Origin of the sequence: Methylomicrobium lacus LW14, from assembly GCF_000527095.1 — a bacterium.
GTDB classification, from domain to species: domain Bacteria; phylum Pseudomonadota; class Gammaproteobacteria; order Methylococcales; family Methylomonadaceae; genus Methylomicrobium; species Methylomicrobium lacus.
On record NZ_AZUN01000001.1, the window covers coordinates 3,798,535 to 3,815,237 of the forward strand.

Sequence of the window (16,703 nt, forward strand, 5' to 3'; positions counted from 1 at the left end):
GCGTGCAGACTTGGCTGAATATATTTCATCTCGGCGTCAAGGAACTGCGCAGCCTCGGGCGCGACACCCTGATGATGGTGCTGATCGTGTTCTCCTTCACCGTCCAGGTCTACCTGACCGCGAAGAGCCTGCCCGAATCGCTGCACAAGGCGCCGATCGCCTTCGTTGACGAAGACCATTCGCCATTGTCGTCGCGCATCATCAATGCCTTCTTTCCGCCCCATTTCCTGACGCCGGCGATCATCGACCAGTATGCCATGGACCCCGGCATGGACGCGGGGCTGTACACCTTCGTTCTCGATATCCCGCCCGATTTCCAGCGCGACGTGCTGGCCGGGCGGACGCCTTCGATCCAGCTCAACGTCGACGCGACCCGCATGTCGCAGGCCTTTATCGGCAACAGCTACGTCCAGAACATTGTCAACGGCGAGGTGACGGCCTTCGTGCAGAGGCATCGTGCAGTCACGACGCTGCCTGCCGAACTCGAAGTGCGCGCCCGTTTCAATCCGAACCTGAGTTCGGTGTGGTTCGGATCGGTGATGGAGCTGATCAACAGCATCACGATGCTGTCCATCATCCTGACCGGCGCGGCGCTGATCCGCGAACGCGAACACGGCACGATCGAGCATTTGCTGGTGATGCCCTTGACCCCGTTCGAAATCATGATGGCCAAGGTCTGGGCCATGGGCCTGATCGTAGTCATCGTCGCGACGGCATCGCTGGCCGTCGTCGTGCAGGGCGTGCTTGAAGTGCCGATCGAAGGCTCGATCGGGCTTTTCGTCCTGGGGATGGCGCTGCATTTGTTCGCGACTACCTCAATGGGCATTTTTCTCGGCACCGTGGCGCGCTCGATGCCGCAGATGGGCATGCTGATGCTCGTCATCCTGCTGCCGCTGCAAATGTTGTCCGGCGGCATCACCCCGCGCGAGAGCATGCCCGAGCTGGTGCAGAACCTGATGCTGGCGGCGCCGACCACGCATTTCGTCGCGCTCGCCCAGGCCATTCTTTACCGTGGCGCCGGTTTCAGCATCGTCTGGCCCGAGTTTCTTGCATTGATCGGCATCGGCGGCGTCTTCTTCGTGCTGGCTCTGGGCCGCTTCCGCAAAACCATCGGTTCGATGGCCTGATCCATTCTAAATTCTGAGCAGACAAATCTGAGGAAACTGAGAGTAACGCGTCAGCATGCAAATTCATCAACTCTATCGGCGGCAAGAGCTGAATATGACCGTGCAGGAGGCATGGGATTTCTTTTCCTCTCCCCATCATCTGAACGACATCACGCCGGCTTTTTTCCATGTCGAAATCACCTCCAATGTGCCCGAAAAAATTTATGCCGGCTTATTGATCAGCTATAGGATGAAGGTCGTGTTCGGCATTCCGATGGCATGGCTTTCCGAAGTCAGCCAATGCGACGAGCCGAAACGCTTCGTCTATCAACAGCGCATCGGACCATTCAAATTCTGGAGCCATGAAGTGTGTCTGAGCGAAACGCAAAGCGGTATTCAGCTGGAAGACATCATGTTCTATGCCATGCCCTTCGGCTGGCTCGGAGAACTTTTAAACCGCTGGCTGATAGCGGATAGACTGGCGCGAATCTTCGACACTCGGCGTGATGTTTTACAAGCCAAATGGAAGTCAGCGAAGTAGCGCAATGATCGGATCACTGACATCAAAAGCCGCGCAGGTTTACGCTGTTTGGCAAACCAATATTTCGGGCTTCAATCTGTTCGTGATGCCGGACTGATGCCTAAAATCGGCGCATTGGCTTTAAATAGCGCCCATACCGGCATGCCAGGCACCAGCGCCAGATCTTGCAAACTCTGTTGAGTCACCATCGCGGCCAGAATTTCTCCGCCGGGAAGCAAGATGATCACTTCGGAGTCTACGATGTCGTGCCGGATGCGCATCACATGACCGAACAGGCAGTTGCGGGCCGAAGTGCGTTGATGGCCGGCATCGGTCGACAACAGGATGTCGGCGCTGTTGATCATCAACACCGCATCGGCGCCGACATCGACTGACAGTTCGGTGAGCGCCGCCGTCCCCATAGAAACGAAGATCTGCCCCCCGCCTTGCAAGCGCACGGTGACCTGCGCATCCTCTTCCGCCCGGCCGATCGAGGTCACGCTGCCGAAAAGCTGGTTGCGCGTGCTGGTTTTGACCGTCAGGCGCTGGAGAAAGAGAATCGTATCGGGATCGTCTGTGAGGCGGCGATTCAACTCGGCGATGAATTCGCTATGCTGCCGCTCCAGGCGGGTAAATAACGCCAGCATGGCGTGTCCGGCGGCGGTTAAAGAGGTCCCGCCCCCCTTGCTGCCACCAATCGCTGTGGTCAGCAAGGCTTGCGGCGCCCCGTTGTTGAGCCTTTCCAGCATTTGCCAGGCGCCCTTGTAACTCAAGCCCGATTGTTTCGCGGCCTGATTGATCGAGCCGCTTTCTTCAATCGCCTGCAACAGCGCGATCATTCGCTTGTCCAGCATTCCGGCAAGCCGCAATTCGCCTTCTATCCAAGGCTGGGATTCGTTGTCGGTCGGTTTCATCTTATCTCTATCGAAAAAAATAGTGGTGGATCGTGATTTCCTGGAGGACATCAATACGGCCTAAAAGATCGTTATGTATTTTTATACATAACGCTATATACTACTGTCCTTCAACGTATACAGGCTTGGGAAAGCCCTTTTTGAAATCGACTACCACACGAACGGCGTTTGACGTTCACAAAAGGCGAACATTGTGAATCCCCTAAACAAACAGAGTATCGTTTCCCGTTTTGGCGGCGCCATCGGTCTGACTATCGTTTCCTCAGGCTTCATCGCGCAGGCCGATGCGGCGGCGGAAAAGAAAAGCTATACCCAACCGCCATTTGCCGCCTTTTCGAGCCAAATGCCCGATGCGCTGCTGGGCTCGTACAAATACGAGAAACCGGTCTGGAATCTGCACGATGCGTTGGGCTTGCCCGCGTGGCTGTCGCTATCGCTCGAACAGCGTACCCGCTATGAAACGATCGACGGCAGCTTCCGGCAAGGCAGTCAGGGCGGCGATCAGCAGATTTCGCTGCAGACCGACCTGTGGCTGGAAGCGCATTCCGAACACTGGCGGCTGGGCGGCGAATTTCTGGATGCCCGCCAGTTTGGCGCCGACGAGGGTTCCGGCATCAACAATACCCATGTCGATGAAGCCGATTTCATCCAGGGTTATCTGGCCTGGTCCGATCAGAACCTGGCCCATAGCGGTTTGGGCGTCGAAGCGATCGCCGGCCGGCAGACCCTGAATTTCGGCAGCCGCCGCCTGATCGCCCGGAATGCGATGCGCAACACGATCAACAGCTTCGACGGCTTCCGGCTCCGAGTCGTCGATTACAACCGCTGGCAATTCAACGCCTTCGCGACCAAGCCGGTCGGCCGCTATCCGAACGATCCCGAGCAACTGCTCGACCACTTCCACAGCTTCGACGAACCCGAGGAGCAGGCGTGGTTTTCCGGTGGGTTTTTGGAGGTCTACGACTTGCCCGGCAAGTTCAATGCCGAACTGTACTTGTACCACCTCGACGAAGGCGACCGCAAGCGCATGCAGACCCGCAACCGCCGCTATTTTACGCCAGGCATGCGTTTTTACATCAAGCCCGCGAAAGGGGAGTTCGATTTCCAAAGCGAAACGGTCGGCCAGTTCGGCACGGTGCGGGAGACAAGCAAGGCGAGCGACGGCAAGAATCTCGACCATTCGGCCTGGTATCAGCATCTCGACGTCGGTTATACTTTCGATGCTTTTTGGACGCCGCGTTTCTCGCTCCATTACGACTATGCCAGCGGCGATCACGATCCCAACGACAACAAGGATCAGCAATTCGACACCCTCTACGGCGCCCGCCGCTTCGAATTCGGACCGACCGGCATCTACGGCGCCTTTGCCCGCAGCAATATCAATACGCCGGGCTACCGCATCGGTTTTAACCCGCTTCCGGACGTGCAGGCCTTCATCAGCCACCGCTTCTTCTGGCTGGCGGAGGACAAGGACAGCTGGACGTCGGCCAAATTGCGCGACAAAACCGGCAATACGAATAATTTCATCGGCCAGCAAATCGAGCTGTCGGCGCGTTGGGACTTCAACAGCAGCTTGAACTTCGAATCCGGCTGGGCGCATCTGTTCAAGGGCGCATTCGCCAAAACGACCGCCGGCGCGCCGGACAGCCAGGATGTCGATTATTTTTATGTGCAAAGCCAATTCCGGTTTTGAAATGACCAAGCCGTCTTCTCATCCTGTCAGGAGCCTTCCTCATGTTTAGCAAAGGATTTTATCGTTTGGCGCTTATCACGGCCGCGCTGGCCGCCGCCTGCGCGCCGGCCTATGCCGAAACGACGCTGGTCGCGGTCGCCGCCAACTTCACCCAACCGATGAACGAAATCGCCGCAGCCTTCGAAAAAGCGACCGGACACAGCGCCAAACTCTCGTTCGGCTCTTCCGGCAAATTCGTCGCGCAAATCGAAAACGGCGCGCCGTTCGAAGTTTTCCTGTCCGCCGATAGCGAAAAACCGACGCAACTGGAAAAGTCCAGGCTGGCCGTGCCAGGCAGCCGCTTCACCTATGCGATCGGCAAGCTGGTGTTATGGTCGGCCAAACCGGGATTGGTGGACGATCAGGGCGCCATCCTGAACGGTGGCGGCTTCAGGCATCTGGCGCTGGCCGACCCGAAACTGGCGCCTTACGGCGCGGCGGCGGTGGAGGTTTTGAAAAATCAGGGACTGTTCGAAAAACTGGGGCCCTCGTTCGTGCTTGGCGAAAACATTGCACAAACCCATCAATTCGTCTCGACCGGCAATGCCGAACTGGGCTTCATCGCCTTGTCGCAGGTAATCGAGGACGGCAAGATCGCCAAGGGATCGAGCTGGATCGTGCCAGAAACGCTGCATGCGCCGATCCGCCAGGATGCGGTGTTGCTGAATAAGGGGGGGGGCAATCCGGCAGCGCCCGCGTTGCTGCAATTTTTAAAATCGGCCGAAGCGCGGGCGATCATGCAAAAATACGGCTACAGTCTGGCCGACTGACCTCTAATCTATGCTCAGCGATGACGATATTTCGGCCCTGTGGTTGACCTTTGAGGTCGCCAGCCTGGCAACCTTGCTACTGTTGCTGCTCGGAACGCCCTTGGCCTGGTGGCTGGCGCGCACCGAATCGCGCTGGAAAGGTGTCTGCAATGCGTTGGTGGCGCTGCCTTTGGTCTTGCCGCCGACCGTGCTCGGCTTTTATCTGTTGCTGCTGCTCGGTCCGAACGGGCCGGTCGGCGGCCTGATGACCGAACTGGGCCTGACGCCGTTGCCCTTTACATTCGGCGGCTTGGTCGTCGCCTCGGTACTGTATTCGCTGCCCTTCGTGGTGCAGCCCCTGCAAACCGCCTTCGCCGCGATCGGCGAGCAAACGCTGGAAGCGGCCGCCACCCTCCGCGCGGGGCCCTGGGATACCTTCTTCTCGGTCGTGATTCCGCTCGCCAAACCGGGTTTTCTGACCGCGGCGATCCTCGGCTTTGCGCATACGGTCGGCGAATTCGGCGTGGTCTTGATGATCGGCGGCAACATTCCGGGCAAGACCCGGGTCGCGTCGGTACAAATCTACAACCATGTTGAAGCCCTCGAATATACCCAGGCGCATTGGCTGGCCGGCGGCTTGCTGGTGTTTGCGTTTACGGTGCTGCTGCTGTTGTATGGCGTGCTGAAAAGCCGGCCTGCGGTGGAGCCGATGCGATGACTCAAGCGATCGCCGCCCGCTTTGCGCTCGATTACGGCGCCTTTCGCCTCGATGTCGATCTTCGCCTGCCGGGTTCGGGTATCAGCGTGCTGTTCGGGCCGTCAGGTTCCGGCAAGACCACCCTGCTGCGCTGCATCGCGGGCCTCGAACGGCCGGCCGTCGGCCGGCTGACGATCAACGGCAAAGTCTGGCAGGACAGCGAACGCGGCCTGTTTTTACCGACGCATCAACGCGCGCTCGGCTATGTGTTTCAGCAGGCCAATCTGTTTCCGCATTTGAACGTTTACAAGAATGTGTGTTTCGGCCTGAAGCGGATCGGCAAAACGCCTGCGGCCGCAGGTCTCGACCACACGATAGAACTGTTGGGCATCGGCCATCTGCTGGACAGGATGCCGGCGCGTTTGTCCGGCGGCGAGCGGCAGCGCGTCGCGATCGCCCGGGCGCTGGTCTTGCAGCCGGACATCCTGCTGATGGACGAGCCGCTGGCGGCGCTGGATTATCAGCGCAAGCAGGAGATTCTGCCGTACCTGACGCGGCTCCATCAGGCGCTGGACATCCCGGTGCTGTATGTGACTCATGCGCGGCAGGAAGTCGCAAAACTGGCCGATCATCTGGTGGTGTTGCACGAAGGCCGGGTGCAGGCGTCGGGCCCGCTTGCCGAAACCCTGAGCCGGATCGATCTGCCGCAGGCGGAGGACAAACAGGCCGCGATGATCTGGGAAGGCCGCATCGCCGCGCATGAAAGCGAATACCTTCTGACCCGGGTCGACTGTGCCGGCATCGAACTGAGCATGCCATTGGTAGACGGCGCGATCGGCTCGCCGGTACGGCTACAGATATACGCCAGCGACGTCAGCATCACGCTGGAAGCGCCGCATGCGACCAGCATCCTGAACGTGCTGCCCGCCACGATCATCGGCATGGCCGATCATTTGAACGGACAGACGGTCCTGCGTCTGAAGGCCGGCGCGTTGCCGCTGCTGGCGCATATCACTCGCAAGTCCAGGCAATTGCTGAATTTACAGGTGGGCAAAAGCGTTTATGTGCAGATCAAAGGCACATCCTTATTGAATTGATAGAGTCAAAGGAGACCGAACATGAAAGTCAGTGCACGCAACCAATTTACCGGCACGATCAGCGAAGTGCAGACCGGTGCGATCTATACCGAAGTCTCCGTCCTATTAAAGGGCGGCGAGACTACGATCAAGGCGATGATCACCAAGGAATCGGCGGAATCGCTCGGCATCAAGCCCGGCATCCCGGCGATCGCCTTGGTCAAGGCGCCGCAGGTCATCATCGTCACCGACTTTGGCGGCTATCGGATTTCGGCGCGCAATCAACTGCAAGGGAAGATCGTCAAACTGATCAAGGGCGCGATCAACACCGAAGTCGACATCGAATTGAAGGGCGGCGAGCAGGTGACCGCGACGGTGACCAATGACAGCGCCGAAACGCTCGGCTTGCAGATTGGGCAAACGGTGACCGCGGTGTTCAAATCCAGCGCGGTGATATTGGCCGTGGCGTCTTGAAGATCGGGTGATGAAGACCTGCCGGGTTTTTAAAACCTGGCAGGTCTAGGGGGAAGTTATTTTTGACCGAATCCTTTCGCTTTTCGGCCATCACCGTCATCGTCCGAATGGTCCTCATCCTGCATGTTTATCCGGCAAATCCATTATCTGCTCGCCCTCGCGAAAACCAGGCATTTCGGCCGCGCGGCTGACATCAGTCATGTATCTCAACCCGCCTTGTCCACCGCGATTCAACATCTTGAGGAAGAACTGGGCATTACCCTTATTCAACGCGGACAACGTTTTGAGGGCTTTACCGAGGAAGGCGAGCGGGTTTTGCAATGGGCGCGCATTTTAGCGCAAAACTGGGAAGGCATGCGCCAAGCCGCCGCGCAGTACAGCCGACAGCTCACCGGTATTTTACGGATAGGGGCCATACCTACCACGCTGGCCGTTACACCGCTGTTGACGCAACCTGTTCAAACCGAATATCCCGGCATCGCCATCCAACTCGCTTCCCTTTGCGCCGAGGAAATCATCCGCCATCTCGACAACTTCGAACTGGATTTGGGATTGACTTACCTGGGCGACCCCAGGCTAAAAGGGTTCAGGGCTTTGCCTCTCTTCCGCGAGCGCTATGTGCTGTTGGCCCGCAATCCCTCTCCTGATTTGATCAAAAGCCGTTTGAGCTGGAGCGACGTCGAAGGACTTCCTTTATGCTTGCTGACGCAGAACATGCAAAACCGCCGCCTGATCGATGCGGCCTTTCGCGAAGCCGAGGTGATGCCCAAGGTCATGCTGGAAACCGACTCGATCTCCGCCTTATACGCCCATGTGCGCAGCGCCGGCTTTTACAGTGTGGTTCCGCACAGCATGTTACACCAGTTCGAACCCGATCAGGAGATCGTCGCCATACCGCTAAGTCCCGAGTTATCGCGGGAAGTGGGTTTGATCGTGCGCCGCCAGGATTTGCCGTCACCGATACAGGATGCGGCCTGGAACATAGCCCAACATCTGGATTTGCAACACCGATTCGATGCCTTGATAGCCGCGAGCTATTAAACCATTCGCTCAAACGATTGGACGCCAAGAACCGATTAAGCCGACAATACCTTTACCCGGCCGGGATACATCAGGGCATACAAGGTTATGCCCCGGCATCCAATCAATAACAAGGTAAAAAATAACATGGCGAAAATTGTTTGCGTGCTTTATGACGATCCTGTCGACGGCTATCCCACTTCCTACGCTCGCGATGACCTCCCGCAGCCGGAGCGCTACCCGGACGGACAAACGTTGCCGACGCCAAAGAGGATTGATTTCAAGCCGGGCGCATTGCTCGGCAGCGTTTCGGGCGAACTGGGCCTGCGTAAATATCTGGAGTCGAATGGCCATCAACTGGTTGTGACCTCCAGCAAGGACGGCGCCGACAGCGTGCTGGACCGCGAGCTGCACGACGCCGAAATCGTCATTTCCCAGCCGTTCTGGCCCGCCTACATGACCGCCGAGCGCATCGCCAAGGCGAAAAATCTGAAACTGATCGTGACCGCCGGCATCGGATCCGATCACACCGACCTGCAGGCGGCGATCGAACGCGACATTACCGTGGCCGAAGTCACCTACTGCAACAGCCACAGCGTGGCCGAGCATGTCGTGATGATGACGCTGGCCCTGGTGCGCAATTACATCCCGTCCTACAATTGGGTGATCAAAGGCGGCTGGAATATCGCCGACTGCGTGGCGCGTTCCTACGACCTGGAAGCGATGAATGTCGGCACCGTGGCCGCCGGCCGTATCGGCCTGCGCGTATTACGCCTGCTGAAACCTTTCGACGTGAAGCTGCACTATCTGGATCGCCATCGTTTGCCGGAAGCGGTTGAAAAGGAACTGAATCTGACTTACCACGCCAGCCTGGAAAGCCTGACCCAGGTGTGCGACGTCGTGACCTTGAACTGCCCGCTGCATCCTGAAACCGAGCACATGATCAACGAGCAGTCGCTGAAGAACTTCAAACGCGGCGCTTACCTGATCAACACCGCGCGCGGCAAGCTGTGCGATCGCGACGCGATCGTCAGGGCGCTGGAAAGCGGCCAATTGGCCGGTTATGCGGGCGATGTCTGGTTCCCGCAACCGGCTCCGCAAGATCATCCTTGGCGCACGATGCCGCATCATGGCATGACTCCGCACATCTCCGGAACCAGCCTGTCGGCGCAGACCCGTTACGCTGCCGGCACCCGCGAGATCCTGGAATGCTATTTTGAGGGCCGGCCCATCCGCGACGAGTACCTGATCGTACAAGGCGGCCAGTTGGCCGGCGTCGGCGCGCATTCCTACAGCAAAGGCAACGCCACCGGCGGATCGGAAGAAGCCGCCAAGTTCAAAAAGGACGGTGTAGCGGTTTAGTCGTTGAGCCGACACTGGAAGGCATCGGGATTCGATGCCTTCCGGTCGTCTCTGCCGTCAATCCTTCAACGCGAGGCGTCGTAATCAATTGCCATCGATCCGTGCCGATGCTCCGCATTTTTTCACATACCAGGAGAAGCCCATGAACAGGTTCGAAGTCACCGAGAAAATCATCGCCGCCAAGGTCAGTCAGGGTCTGAAATGGGCCGACGTCGCCGCCAGGGTCGGCCAGAGCAAGGAATGGGTCACCGCGGCCTGCCTTGGTCAAATGACACTCACGAAAGATCAAGCCGCCGTAGTCGGAGAGTTCTTCGGCCTGACCGAGGAAGAACGGCAATGGCTGACGGTGGTGCCTTACAAGGGGTCATTGCCCACCGATATTCCGGCCGATCCGCTGATCTACCGCTTCCACGAATTGATCAGTGTCTATGGAACCACCTTCAAGGAGCTAATCCACGAAGAGTTTGGCGACGGCATCATGAGCGCAATTGACTTCAAGATGGATTTGAGCCGCGAATCCGATCCGAACGGCGACCGGGTCAAGATCACGATGTCCGGAAAGTTCTTGCCCTACAAAATCTATTGAAGCGTTCAAGACGCTGCCTTCGCCTGTCTTTCCTGCAAGTCAGGCAGGGTAGCATATCCATTACCATTGTTGAGTCTGATTTTAAAGGTTACACCTTGGTCGAGGCCGGCTATTTGCGTATTGAGAGCGCTTATATTGAATCGGCGCTATGCTTCCTGAATGAAGCCGGCATTGCTGCATTATTGGTCTATTCGTCTAGGATTTCATCTCCCCCTGTCATTCAGAAGACGAGGACTATTGATTCGGCTCCAATGACTGGCTTGCGATAAAGCCGTTAACCCAAACTCTGCGGTTCGGTCATCATCTTGGCAACGGCGGCCGCGAGCGGGTTATTGGATTGATTCAATCCCTCGATCACGCTCTGTTGTTCTTCTGGCGCGCGGTTTTGGCTGATTTTGAATTTGCTTTCGGTCTTGATCTACGGTTTCATTTTTCGATCCAGCCGTAAAAAGCTATATCCAAAGCCCGTATCGACATCATCATCGACATCTTCCCGTTCCGACTCCGACCATTCGTTCATGTCCAGTTCCGGAAAAAACGTATCCCCCGGAAATTCCCGCCTGATTTCAGTCAAATAAATTGTTTCAGCTCTCGGTAAAAGGGCTTGATAAAGATCGGAACCGCCGATCACGAAAATCTCGCCGGCATGCCGGCAGCCGGTCCAGATCGCGGTTTCAAGATCGTTCACGACCACGCAGCCTTCCTGCGTGTAGGCAGGGTTCCGGGTCAGGACGATGTTGGTGCGGCCGGGCAGCGGGCGGCCGATCGATTCGAAGGTTTTCCGGCCCATCAGGATCGGCGAGCCCATCGTGATCTTTTTGAAGCGTTTCAGGTCGGCCGACAGGTGCCAGGGCATTTTGTTGTTCAGGCCGATGACCCGGTTGCTCGCCATCGCGACGATAAGTGAGATTTTCATGTTGGGGTGGTTTAGAATCTGAGGCGCTTTGAGCTTAGAAAAAGATAAACATCATACTATGAAACATATTCTGGTTGTATTCACCGGCGGCACGATCGGATCAAGCGCCAGCGACGGCACGATCAAGCCGTCCGAGTCGGCGCCTTTCAAGTTGCTAGGCGAATTTCAGTGGCGCTTCCCCGAGGCGGCGAAGGACATCGCATTCGAGTCGATCGAGCCGATTCGGATGCTCAGCGAAAACCTCGCGCCTGCGGCATGGCCTATCATCATCGAAGCGATCGAGGCCAAACAGCCGGAACGCTATGACGGCGTGATCGTGACGCACGGAACCGATACCCTGGCCTACACCGCGGCGGCGCTCAGCTTTTATTTCCACGGGCTGAAAGTGCCTTTGCTGATGGTATCGAGCGATTACCCGCTCGATCATCCGAAGGCCAACGGGCTGGATAATTTTCATTGCGCGGTCGATTTTATCCGAGAGATTAAGGACCCCGGCGTGTTCGTGCCTTACCGCAATCAGGGTCAGACCCTACAGGTGCACCGTGGCGCGCGGCTGGCGTCGTCGCCGCAATTGAGCGGCGATTTTTTCAGCGTGCAGGGGCAAAGCTACTTGGAGTATGACGGCGGCCGGTTTATCGGGACCGGAATGCCGGCGTTTAAGCGGCAAGCGGAATTGCCCAAGTTGAAGCCGCTGTTTTCAGACCGCATCCTGATGATCCGGCCTTATCCGGGCCTTGATTACGCGCATTTTTCCCTCGACGGCGTCGATGCGGTATTGCATGACCTATACCATTCCGGCACCGCATGCAGCACCCTGCAATGGGGCGACAATCATTCGCTGCTGGCGTTCATCAAGCGCTGCCGGCAGCAGGGCGTGAAGCTTTACCTCGCGCCGGCGCGGCAATCGCCCGATGCGTATGAAAGCACGCGGTGCTTGCTCGATGCGGGTGCGGAAATGATCTGGAATCAATCGATCGAAGCGGCTTATGTGAAACTGGCGCTGGCGTATGGGAATTTTCAGGAGGGGCAGGATATTGCGGCCTTTCTGGCGGTCGATATGGCCGGGGAGCATGTTCATTGATCGCGATGCTAGCAGGCGCTATCATTTGAGAAATGTTGAATTTTGAGGCCGATTGATGGGGGCTCGCATGGCAAATATAAGCATCAGAAAATTAGACGACGATGTATTTTTTAGGCTGCGCACCCTTGCAGAGGAACACGGTGTGTCGATGGAAGAAGAAGTTCGCCGAATTCTTAAACAAGCCGTTACTACACAGCAAGTGAAGCTAGGCGACATGGCGTTGCAGTTATTTGGCAAAGAACAGGGTGTTGAATTGGATTTGCCGCGCCATGCGGCGCACGATCCGATGGAGCGGCAATAACACGGATCAATCACTTCAATCTGGCTACACGAAACATTAAAGATTTTGAGAACTGCGGTATTGATTTGATTAATCCGTCCATAATTCGTTTTTTGGCCGGATTGAAAATTCGCCATTAACGCCCCATATCCCCCGCAACTTAATAAATTCCTTAATAGAGGTAAACCCACATGCGGATGGATAAATTAACCGGCAAATTTCAGGAAGCGCTGGCGGAAGCCCAAAGTCTGGCCTTGGGCAAGGACCATCAGTTCATCGAGCCCGTGCATCTGATGATCGCCTTGCTCGATCAGGAAGGCGGCAGCATCAAACCGCTGCTCGCGCAGATCGGCGTCAATACCGGTGCATTGCACGCCGAACTCGGACAGGCGCTGAACCGGCTGGCGACCGTGTCTGGCGCGGGCGGCGACGTGCAGATTTCGAACGAGCTGGCGCGGCTGTTGAACGTGACCGACAAGCTGGCGCAGAAGCGCGGCGACAAGTTCATCGCCAGCGAGCTGTTTTTACTGGCCGTGTTCGAGGAAAAAGGGCTGTTGCAGGACTTGCTGAAAAAAGCCGGGGCCACTAAGCAGGCGGTCGAAAAGGCGATCGAGGCGATGCGCGGCGGTCAGGCGGTCGATGATCAGAGCGCCGAGGATCAGCGCCAGGCCTTGAAAAAATACACGATCGACCTGACCGAGCGTGCCGAAGCGGGCAAACTGGACCCGGTGATCGGGCGCGACGACGAAATCCGCCGCACGATCCAGGTCTTGCAGCGCCGCACCAAGAACAACCCGGTGCTGATCGGCGAGCCCGGCGTCGGCAAGACCGCGATCGTCGAGGGCCTGGCGCAGCGTATCGTGAACGGCGAAGTCCCCGAAGGCATCAAGGGCAAGCGGGTGCTGGCGCTGGACATGGCGGCCCTGATCGCCGGCGCGAAGTTTCGCGGCGAGTTCGAGGAGCGTCTGAAAGCGGTGTTGAACGACCTGGCCAAGCAGGAAGGGCAGGTGATCCTGTTCATCGACGAATTGCACACGATGGTCGGCGCGGGCAAGGCTGAAGGCGCGATGGATGCGGGCAACATGCTGAAGCCGGCGCTCGCGCGCGGTGAACTGCACTGCGTCGGCGCGACGACATTGGACGAATACCGCAAATATGTCGAGAAGGACGCGGCGCTCGAACGCCGCTTCCAGAAGGTGCTGGTCGAGGAGCCCAGCGTTGAGGATACGATTGCGATCCTGCGCGGCCTGAAGGAAAAATACGAGGTGCATCACGGCGTCGACATCACCGACCCGGCGATCGTCGCGGCGGCCGGCCTGTCGTACCGCTACATTGCGGACCGGCAGTTGCCGGACAAGGCGATCGACCTGATCGACGAGGCGGCCAGCCGCATCCGGATGGAGCAGGATTCGAAACCGGAGGCGATGGACAAGCTGGACCGGCGCCTGATTCAGTTGAAGATAGAGCAGGTCGCGCTGAAAAAGGAAGCCGATGCGGCGTCGAAAAAGCGCCTGGAAATACTCGAAGAAGAAATCGCCGAAGTCGAAAAGGAATATTCGGACCTGGAGGAAATCTGGAAGGCCGAGAAGGCCTCACTACAAGGCTCGGCATCGATCAAGGAAAAGCTTGATCACGCGAAAGTCGAGTTGGAGTCGGCCAAGCGCGCGAGCGATTTGAACCGGATGGCGGAACTGCAATACGGCATCATTCCGGCGCTGGAGAAACAATTGGAGCAGGCGGACTCCGGCGAACAGCATAAGATGACGCTGCTCCGCAACAAGGTGACCGAGGAGGAAATCGCCGAAGTCGTCTCGAAGTGGACCGGCATTCCGGTGTCGAAAATGATGGAAGGTGAGCGCGACAAGCTGCTGCGCATGGAAGAAGCGCTTAGCCGGCGCGTGGTCGGCCAGGGCGAGGCGCTGAAGGCGGTCAGCAACGCGATCCGCCGCGCGCGCGCCGGTCTGTCCGATCCGAACCGTCCGAACGGTTCGTTCCTGTTCCTGGGGCCCACCGGCGTCGGCAAGACCGAATTGTGCAAGGCGCTGGCCGAATTCCTGTTCGATACGGTCGATGCGATGATACGTATCGATATGTCCGAATTCATGGAGAAGCATTCGGTCGCGCGTATGATCGGCGCGCCTCCGGGCTATGTCGGCTACGAGGAAGGCGGCTATCTGACCGAGGCGGTGCGCCGGAAACCGTATTCGGTGATTTTGATGGACGAAGTCGAAAAGGCGCATCCGGATGTGTTCAACGTGCTGCTCCAGGTGCTGGATGACGGACGCCTGACCGACGGTCAGGGGCGCACGGTCGATTTTCGCAATACCGTGATCGTGATGACCTCGAACCTCGGATCGAGCCGGATTCAGGAACTCGCGGGCGAAGCACAGGAACGTGCGAGTGCCGCGGGAGGCATGACGCCGGGAGCGGCCGAGGCCAATTACCAGGAAATGAAGGCCGAGGTGATGGAGATCGTCGGCATGCATTTCAGGCCCGAGTTCATCAACCGGATCGACGAGGTCGTGGTGTTCCATCCGCTCGAACGCGAACAGATCCGTGCGATCGCGAAGATTCAGATCGGCCAACTGCAAAAGCGTCTGGCCGACCGAGAAATCGGCTTCGAAATCAGCGAGGCCGCGCTCGACCGTCTCGGCGAAGCCGGCTTCGATCCGGTGTACGGCGCGCGGCCTTTGAAGCGAGCGATTCAGCATCAGCTGGAAAATCCGCTGGCGCAGGAAATCCTGTCCGGCCGCTTCAGCGCGGGCGATACGGTGAAAGTCGAAGCGGTAGACGGGGCTTTGCGGTTTGTGAAAGCCTGATCCGCAAGACGAGGCAGGCCGGGTTAAAGCCCGGCTTGTCCTCATTCTCGATTGCCGAGAATTTGCTATGCTTTAGGAGCGTTAGCCGCGACTGTCGCGGCTAACGCCTCTCCTAATATACCAGCATACGCATGTGAAAACCCTCGTCATCCTGCTGATTGTTTTCTATCAAAAATTCATCTCGCCCATCAAGGGCTTCCGCTGCGCTTATGCGGTCCTGCATGGTGGCGATTCCTGTTCCGAGGCGGTCAAAAAAATCGTGCGGGATAAAGGCCCCGTCGGCGGCTACGCGGATATCCGCGCCCGTTTTCGAGACTGCAAGGAAGCCAACGAAACCCTGATCAGAAACCGCCAACGCCGGCGTGGCCAGAATGATTGCGATGAGTGTTGCGATTGCGACTGTGGCTGCGATTGCATAGATGCTTGCCCTTCGAAGAAAGCGGGCGCCTGCGACGGCATCCACTGCGATCTGCCGGATTTGCCCTGCGATGGGCCTTGCGATTGTTCTTTTTAAAACGCAATGTTTTGTTCAGCGCGGCGGAGCTAAATCGTTTCATTTCGGTGGGAGCGCTTTTCAAGCGCGACAATCATGCCCGGAGATATGTCTGCGTACGGTCGCGGTTAAAAACCGCTCCCACGATGTAAGGCTACATGCGCTTTCGATGTCTTCGCGCAGAAGATTTCCCACGCGAAGTTGCGATAAAGCGGGGGCTGAAGATCGGGCAGATTTTACTGATCCAGCGCTATGAACTGTTGTTAACGCTTATAAATTCCTATCAATTCGGCCTGACCGATGATATGTCCCGCCATCGCCTTCTCCAGCGCGGCCTTATCGGGCTGATTCAAATCCGGCAATACCGTGTCCAGCGCGTAAAGTTTAAAGAAATAACGGTGCTTGCCAAAAGGTGGACATGGGCCATTGTAGCCGGTACCTTTCCAGTCATTTTTGCCTTGTAGTGTACCTTGGGGTAATTTCTGCGGAGCAAGTTGTTGCGGCAATTCCGAAACCGTTGGCGGGATGTTGTAAAGCAGCCAGTGCACCCAGGTCCTGAGCGGCAGGAAAGGCGCCGGCACATCGGGATCGTCCACGATCAACACGAGGCTCTTGGCGTTTTGCGGAACATTAGCCCAGGCCAAAGCGGGCGAAACATTCGAGCCGTCGCAAGTAAATTCCTTGGGGATATCGGTTTGATGGGCAAAAGCGGGAGACTTCAGCGTCATCGGCATGGCGGCACCTTCTTCAAGCGCAAGCGACAGGGGGGAATAACAGCAGAAAATCAATCCGAACAAGCGCAGGCAGGGCTGGAGTTTTTTGATTTGCATCGGTTTCTCCTTGCGTTAAACAGCAGTGACTATCTAAGACTTCGGAGG

The 16,703-nt window shown here is 57.4% G+C and carries 17 protein-coding genes; 14 read left to right on the plus strand and 3 right to left on the minus strand.

The features are described from left to right. The first annotated feature begins 2 nt into the window (after nt 1-2). Nucleotides 3-1,127, plus strand: coding sequence for an ABC transporter permease (locus tag METLA_RS0117730; RefSeq protein ID WP_024299819.1), 1,125 nt, complete (start codon nt 3-5; stop codon nt 1,125-1,127). Nucleotides 1,128-1,182: 55 nt separating this feature from the next. Then, nucleotides 1,183-1,647 (plus strand): SRPBCC family protein, encoded by a 465-nt coding sequence (locus METLA_RS0117735; protein WP_024299820.1) that lies wholly within the window; start codon nt 1,183-1,185, stop codon nt 1,645-1,647. Between the two features lie 71 nt (nt 1,648-1,718). Here METLA_RS0117735 and METLA_RS0117740 read toward each other — a convergent pair whose 3' ends face one another. Then, entirely contained in the window at nt 1,719-2,540 is an 822-nt protein-coding gene (locus METLA_RS0117740; protein WP_024299821.1) for a TOBE domain-containing protein, read from the minus strand. Nucleotides 2,541-2,733: 193 nt separating this feature from the next. On the opposite strand from METLA_RS0117740, the gene METLA_RS0117745 reads away from it, so the two are divergent. The 8 genes from METLA_RS0117745 (at nt 2,734) to cynS (ending at nt 10,236) form a co-directional block, all read left to right on the plus strand. Further along, the gene (locus tag METLA_RS0117745; RefSeq protein WP_051459802.1) at nt 2,734-4,233 is read left to right on the plus strand and encodes an alginate export family protein; all 1,500 of its coding nucleotides are present in this window, start codon (nt 2,734-2,736) and stop codon (nt 4,231-4,233) included. A 41-nt stretch (nt 4,234-4,274) separates the two neighbouring features. Continuing rightward, nucleotides 4,275-5,042, plus strand: coding sequence for a molybdate ABC transporter substrate-binding protein (modA, locus tag METLA_RS0117750; protein ID WP_024299823.1), 768 nt, complete (start codon nt 4,275-4,277; stop codon nt 5,040-5,042). Nucleotides 5,043-5,052: 10 nt separating this feature from the next. Continuing rightward, nucleotides 5,053-5,739: a molybdate ABC transporter permease subunit gene (modB, locus tag METLA_RS0117755; protein WP_024299824.1), complete on the plus strand. Its 687-nt coding sequence runs from the start codon at nt 5,053-5,055 to the stop codon at nt 5,737-5,739. Then, nucleotides 5,736-6,815, plus strand: coding sequence for a molybdenum ABC transporter ATP-binding protein (modC, locus tag METLA_RS0117760; protein WP_024299825.1), 1,080 nt, complete (start codon nt 5,736-5,738; stop codon nt 6,813-6,815). Before modB ends, modC begins: the two co-directional genes overlap by 4 nt. A gap of 21 nt (nt 6,816-6,836) precedes the next feature. Further along, nucleotides 6,837-7,268, plus strand: coding sequence for a TOBE domain-containing protein (locus METLA_RS0117765; RefSeq protein ID WP_024299826.1), 432 nt, complete (start codon nt 6,837-6,839; stop codon nt 7,266-7,268). Nucleotides 7,269-7,391: 123 nt separating this feature from the next. Beyond that, complete coding sequence (locus tag METLA_RS0117770; RefSeq protein ID WP_024299827.1) at nt 7,392-8,309, plus strand: LysR family transcriptional regulator; 918 nt, start codon at nt 7,392-7,394, stop codon at nt 8,307-8,309. Between the two features lie 126 nt (nt 8,310-8,435). After that, the gene (locus tag METLA_RS0117775; protein WP_024299828.1) at nt 8,436-9,650 is read left to right on the plus strand and encodes an NAD-dependent formate dehydrogenase; all 1,215 of its coding nucleotides are present in this window, start codon (nt 8,436-8,438) and stop codon (nt 9,648-9,650) included. A gap of 142 nt (nt 9,651-9,792) precedes the next feature. Further along, complete coding sequence (gene cynS / locus METLA_RS0117780) at nt 9,793-10,236, plus strand: cyanase (protein WP_024299829.1); 444 nt, start codon at nt 9,793-9,795, stop codon at nt 10,234-10,236. A gap of 418 nt (nt 10,237-10,654) precedes the next feature. On the opposite strand, the gene METLA_RS0117785 is transcribed toward cynS, so the two are convergent. Beyond that, nucleotides 10,655-11,152 (minus strand): dihydrofolate reductase, encoded by a 498-nt coding sequence (locus tag METLA_RS0117785; protein ID WP_024299830.1) that lies wholly within the window; start codon nt 11,150-11,152, stop codon nt 10,655-10,657. Nucleotides 11,153-11,210: 58 nt separating this feature from the next. On the opposite strand from METLA_RS0117785, the gene METLA_RS0117790 reads away from it, so the two are divergent. The 4 genes from METLA_RS0117790 (at nt 11,211) to yidD (ending at nt 15,846) form a co-directional block, all read left to right on the plus strand. Further along, nucleotides 11,211-12,233: an asparaginase gene (locus tag METLA_RS0117790; protein WP_024299831.1), complete on the plus strand. Its 1,023-nt coding sequence runs from the start codon at nt 11,211-11,213 to the stop codon at nt 12,231-12,233. 67 nt (nt 12,234-12,300) lie between these two features. Beyond that, entirely contained in the window at nt 12,301-12,534 is a 234-nt protein-coding gene (locus METLA_RS0117795; RefSeq protein WP_024299832.1) for a FitA-like ribbon-helix-helix domain-containing protein, read from the plus strand. Between the two features lie 170 nt (nt 12,535-12,704). Further along, entirely contained in the window at nt 12,705-15,332 is a 2,628-nt protein-coding gene (gene clpB / locus METLA_RS0117800; protein ID WP_024299833.1) for an ATP-dependent chaperone ClpB, read from the plus strand. A gap of 133 nt (nt 15,333-15,465) precedes the next feature. Then, nucleotides 15,466-15,846: a membrane protein insertion efficiency factor YidD gene (gene yidD, locus METLA_RS0117805; protein ID WP_024299834.1), complete on the plus strand. Its 381-nt coding sequence runs from the start codon at nt 15,466-15,468 to the stop codon at nt 15,844-15,846. Nucleotides 15,847-16,088: 242 nt separating this feature from the next. Here the strand turns inward: yidD and METLA_RS0117810 are convergent, their stop codons facing one another. Then, on the minus strand, nt 16,089-16,655 hold the full coding sequence (locus METLA_RS0117810) for a YbhB/YbcL family Raf kinase inhibitor-like protein (RefSeq protein ID WP_024299835.1): 567 nt from the start codon (nt 16,653-16,655) through the stop codon (nt 16,089-16,091). Between the last annotated feature and the right edge of the window lie 48 nt (nt 16,656-16,703).

What these genes read in the sequence shown, in the direction of transcription:
- METLA_RS0117735 (WP_024299820.1), top strand. Translation starts at nt 1,183, where the DNA reads ATGCAAATTCATCAACTCTATCGGCGGCAAGAGCTGAATATGACCGTG.
- METLA_RS0117740 (WP_024299821.1), bottom strand. Translation starts at nt 2,540, where the DNA reads ATGAAACCGACCGACAACGAATCCCAGCCTTGGATAGAAGGCGAATTG.
- modA (WP_024299823.1), top strand. Translation starts at nt 4,275, where the DNA reads ATGTTTAGCAAAGGATTTTATCGTTTGGCGCTTATCACGGCCGCGCTG.
- modB (WP_024299824.1), top strand. Translation starts at nt 5,053, where the DNA reads ATGCTCAGCGATGACGATATTTCGGCCCTGTGGTTGACCTTTGAGGTC.
- modC (WP_024299825.1), top strand. Translation starts at nt 5,736, where the DNA reads ATGACTCAAGCGATCGCCGCCCGCTTTGCGCTCGATTACGGCGCCTTT.
- METLA_RS0117765 (WP_024299826.1), top strand. Translation starts at nt 6,837, where the DNA reads ATGAAAGTCAGTGCACGCAACCAATTTACCGGCACGATCAGCGAAGTG.
- METLA_RS0117770 (WP_024299827.1), top strand. Translation starts at nt 7,392, where the DNA reads ATGTTTATCCGGCAAATCCATTATCTGCTCGCCCTCGCGAAAACCAGG.
- METLA_RS0117775 (WP_024299828.1), top strand. Translation starts at nt 8,436, where the DNA reads ATGGCGAAAATTGTTTGCGTGCTTTATGACGATCCTGTCGACGGCTAT.
- cynS (WP_024299829.1), top strand. Translation starts at nt 9,793, where the DNA reads ATGAACAGGTTCGAAGTCACCGAGAAAATCATCGCCGCCAAGGTCAGT.
- METLA_RS0117785 (WP_024299830.1), bottom strand. Translation starts at nt 11,152, where the DNA reads ATGAAAATCTCACTTATCGTCGCGATGGCGAGCAACCGGGTCATCGGC.
- METLA_RS0117790 (WP_024299831.1), top strand. Translation starts at nt 11,211, where the DNA reads ATGAAACATATTCTGGTTGTATTCACCGGCGGCACGATCGGATCAAGC.
- METLA_RS0117795 (WP_024299832.1), top strand. Translation starts at nt 12,301, where the DNA reads ATGGCAAATATAAGCATCAGAAAATTAGACGACGATGTATTTTTTAGG.
- clpB (WP_024299833.1), top strand. Translation starts at nt 12,705, where the DNA reads ATGCGGATGGATAAATTAACCGGCAAATTTCAGGAAGCGCTGGCGGAA.
- METLA_RS0117810 (WP_024299835.1), bottom strand. Translation starts at nt 16,655, where the DNA reads ATGCAAATCAAAAAACTCCAGCCCTGCCTGCGCTTGTTCGGATTGATT.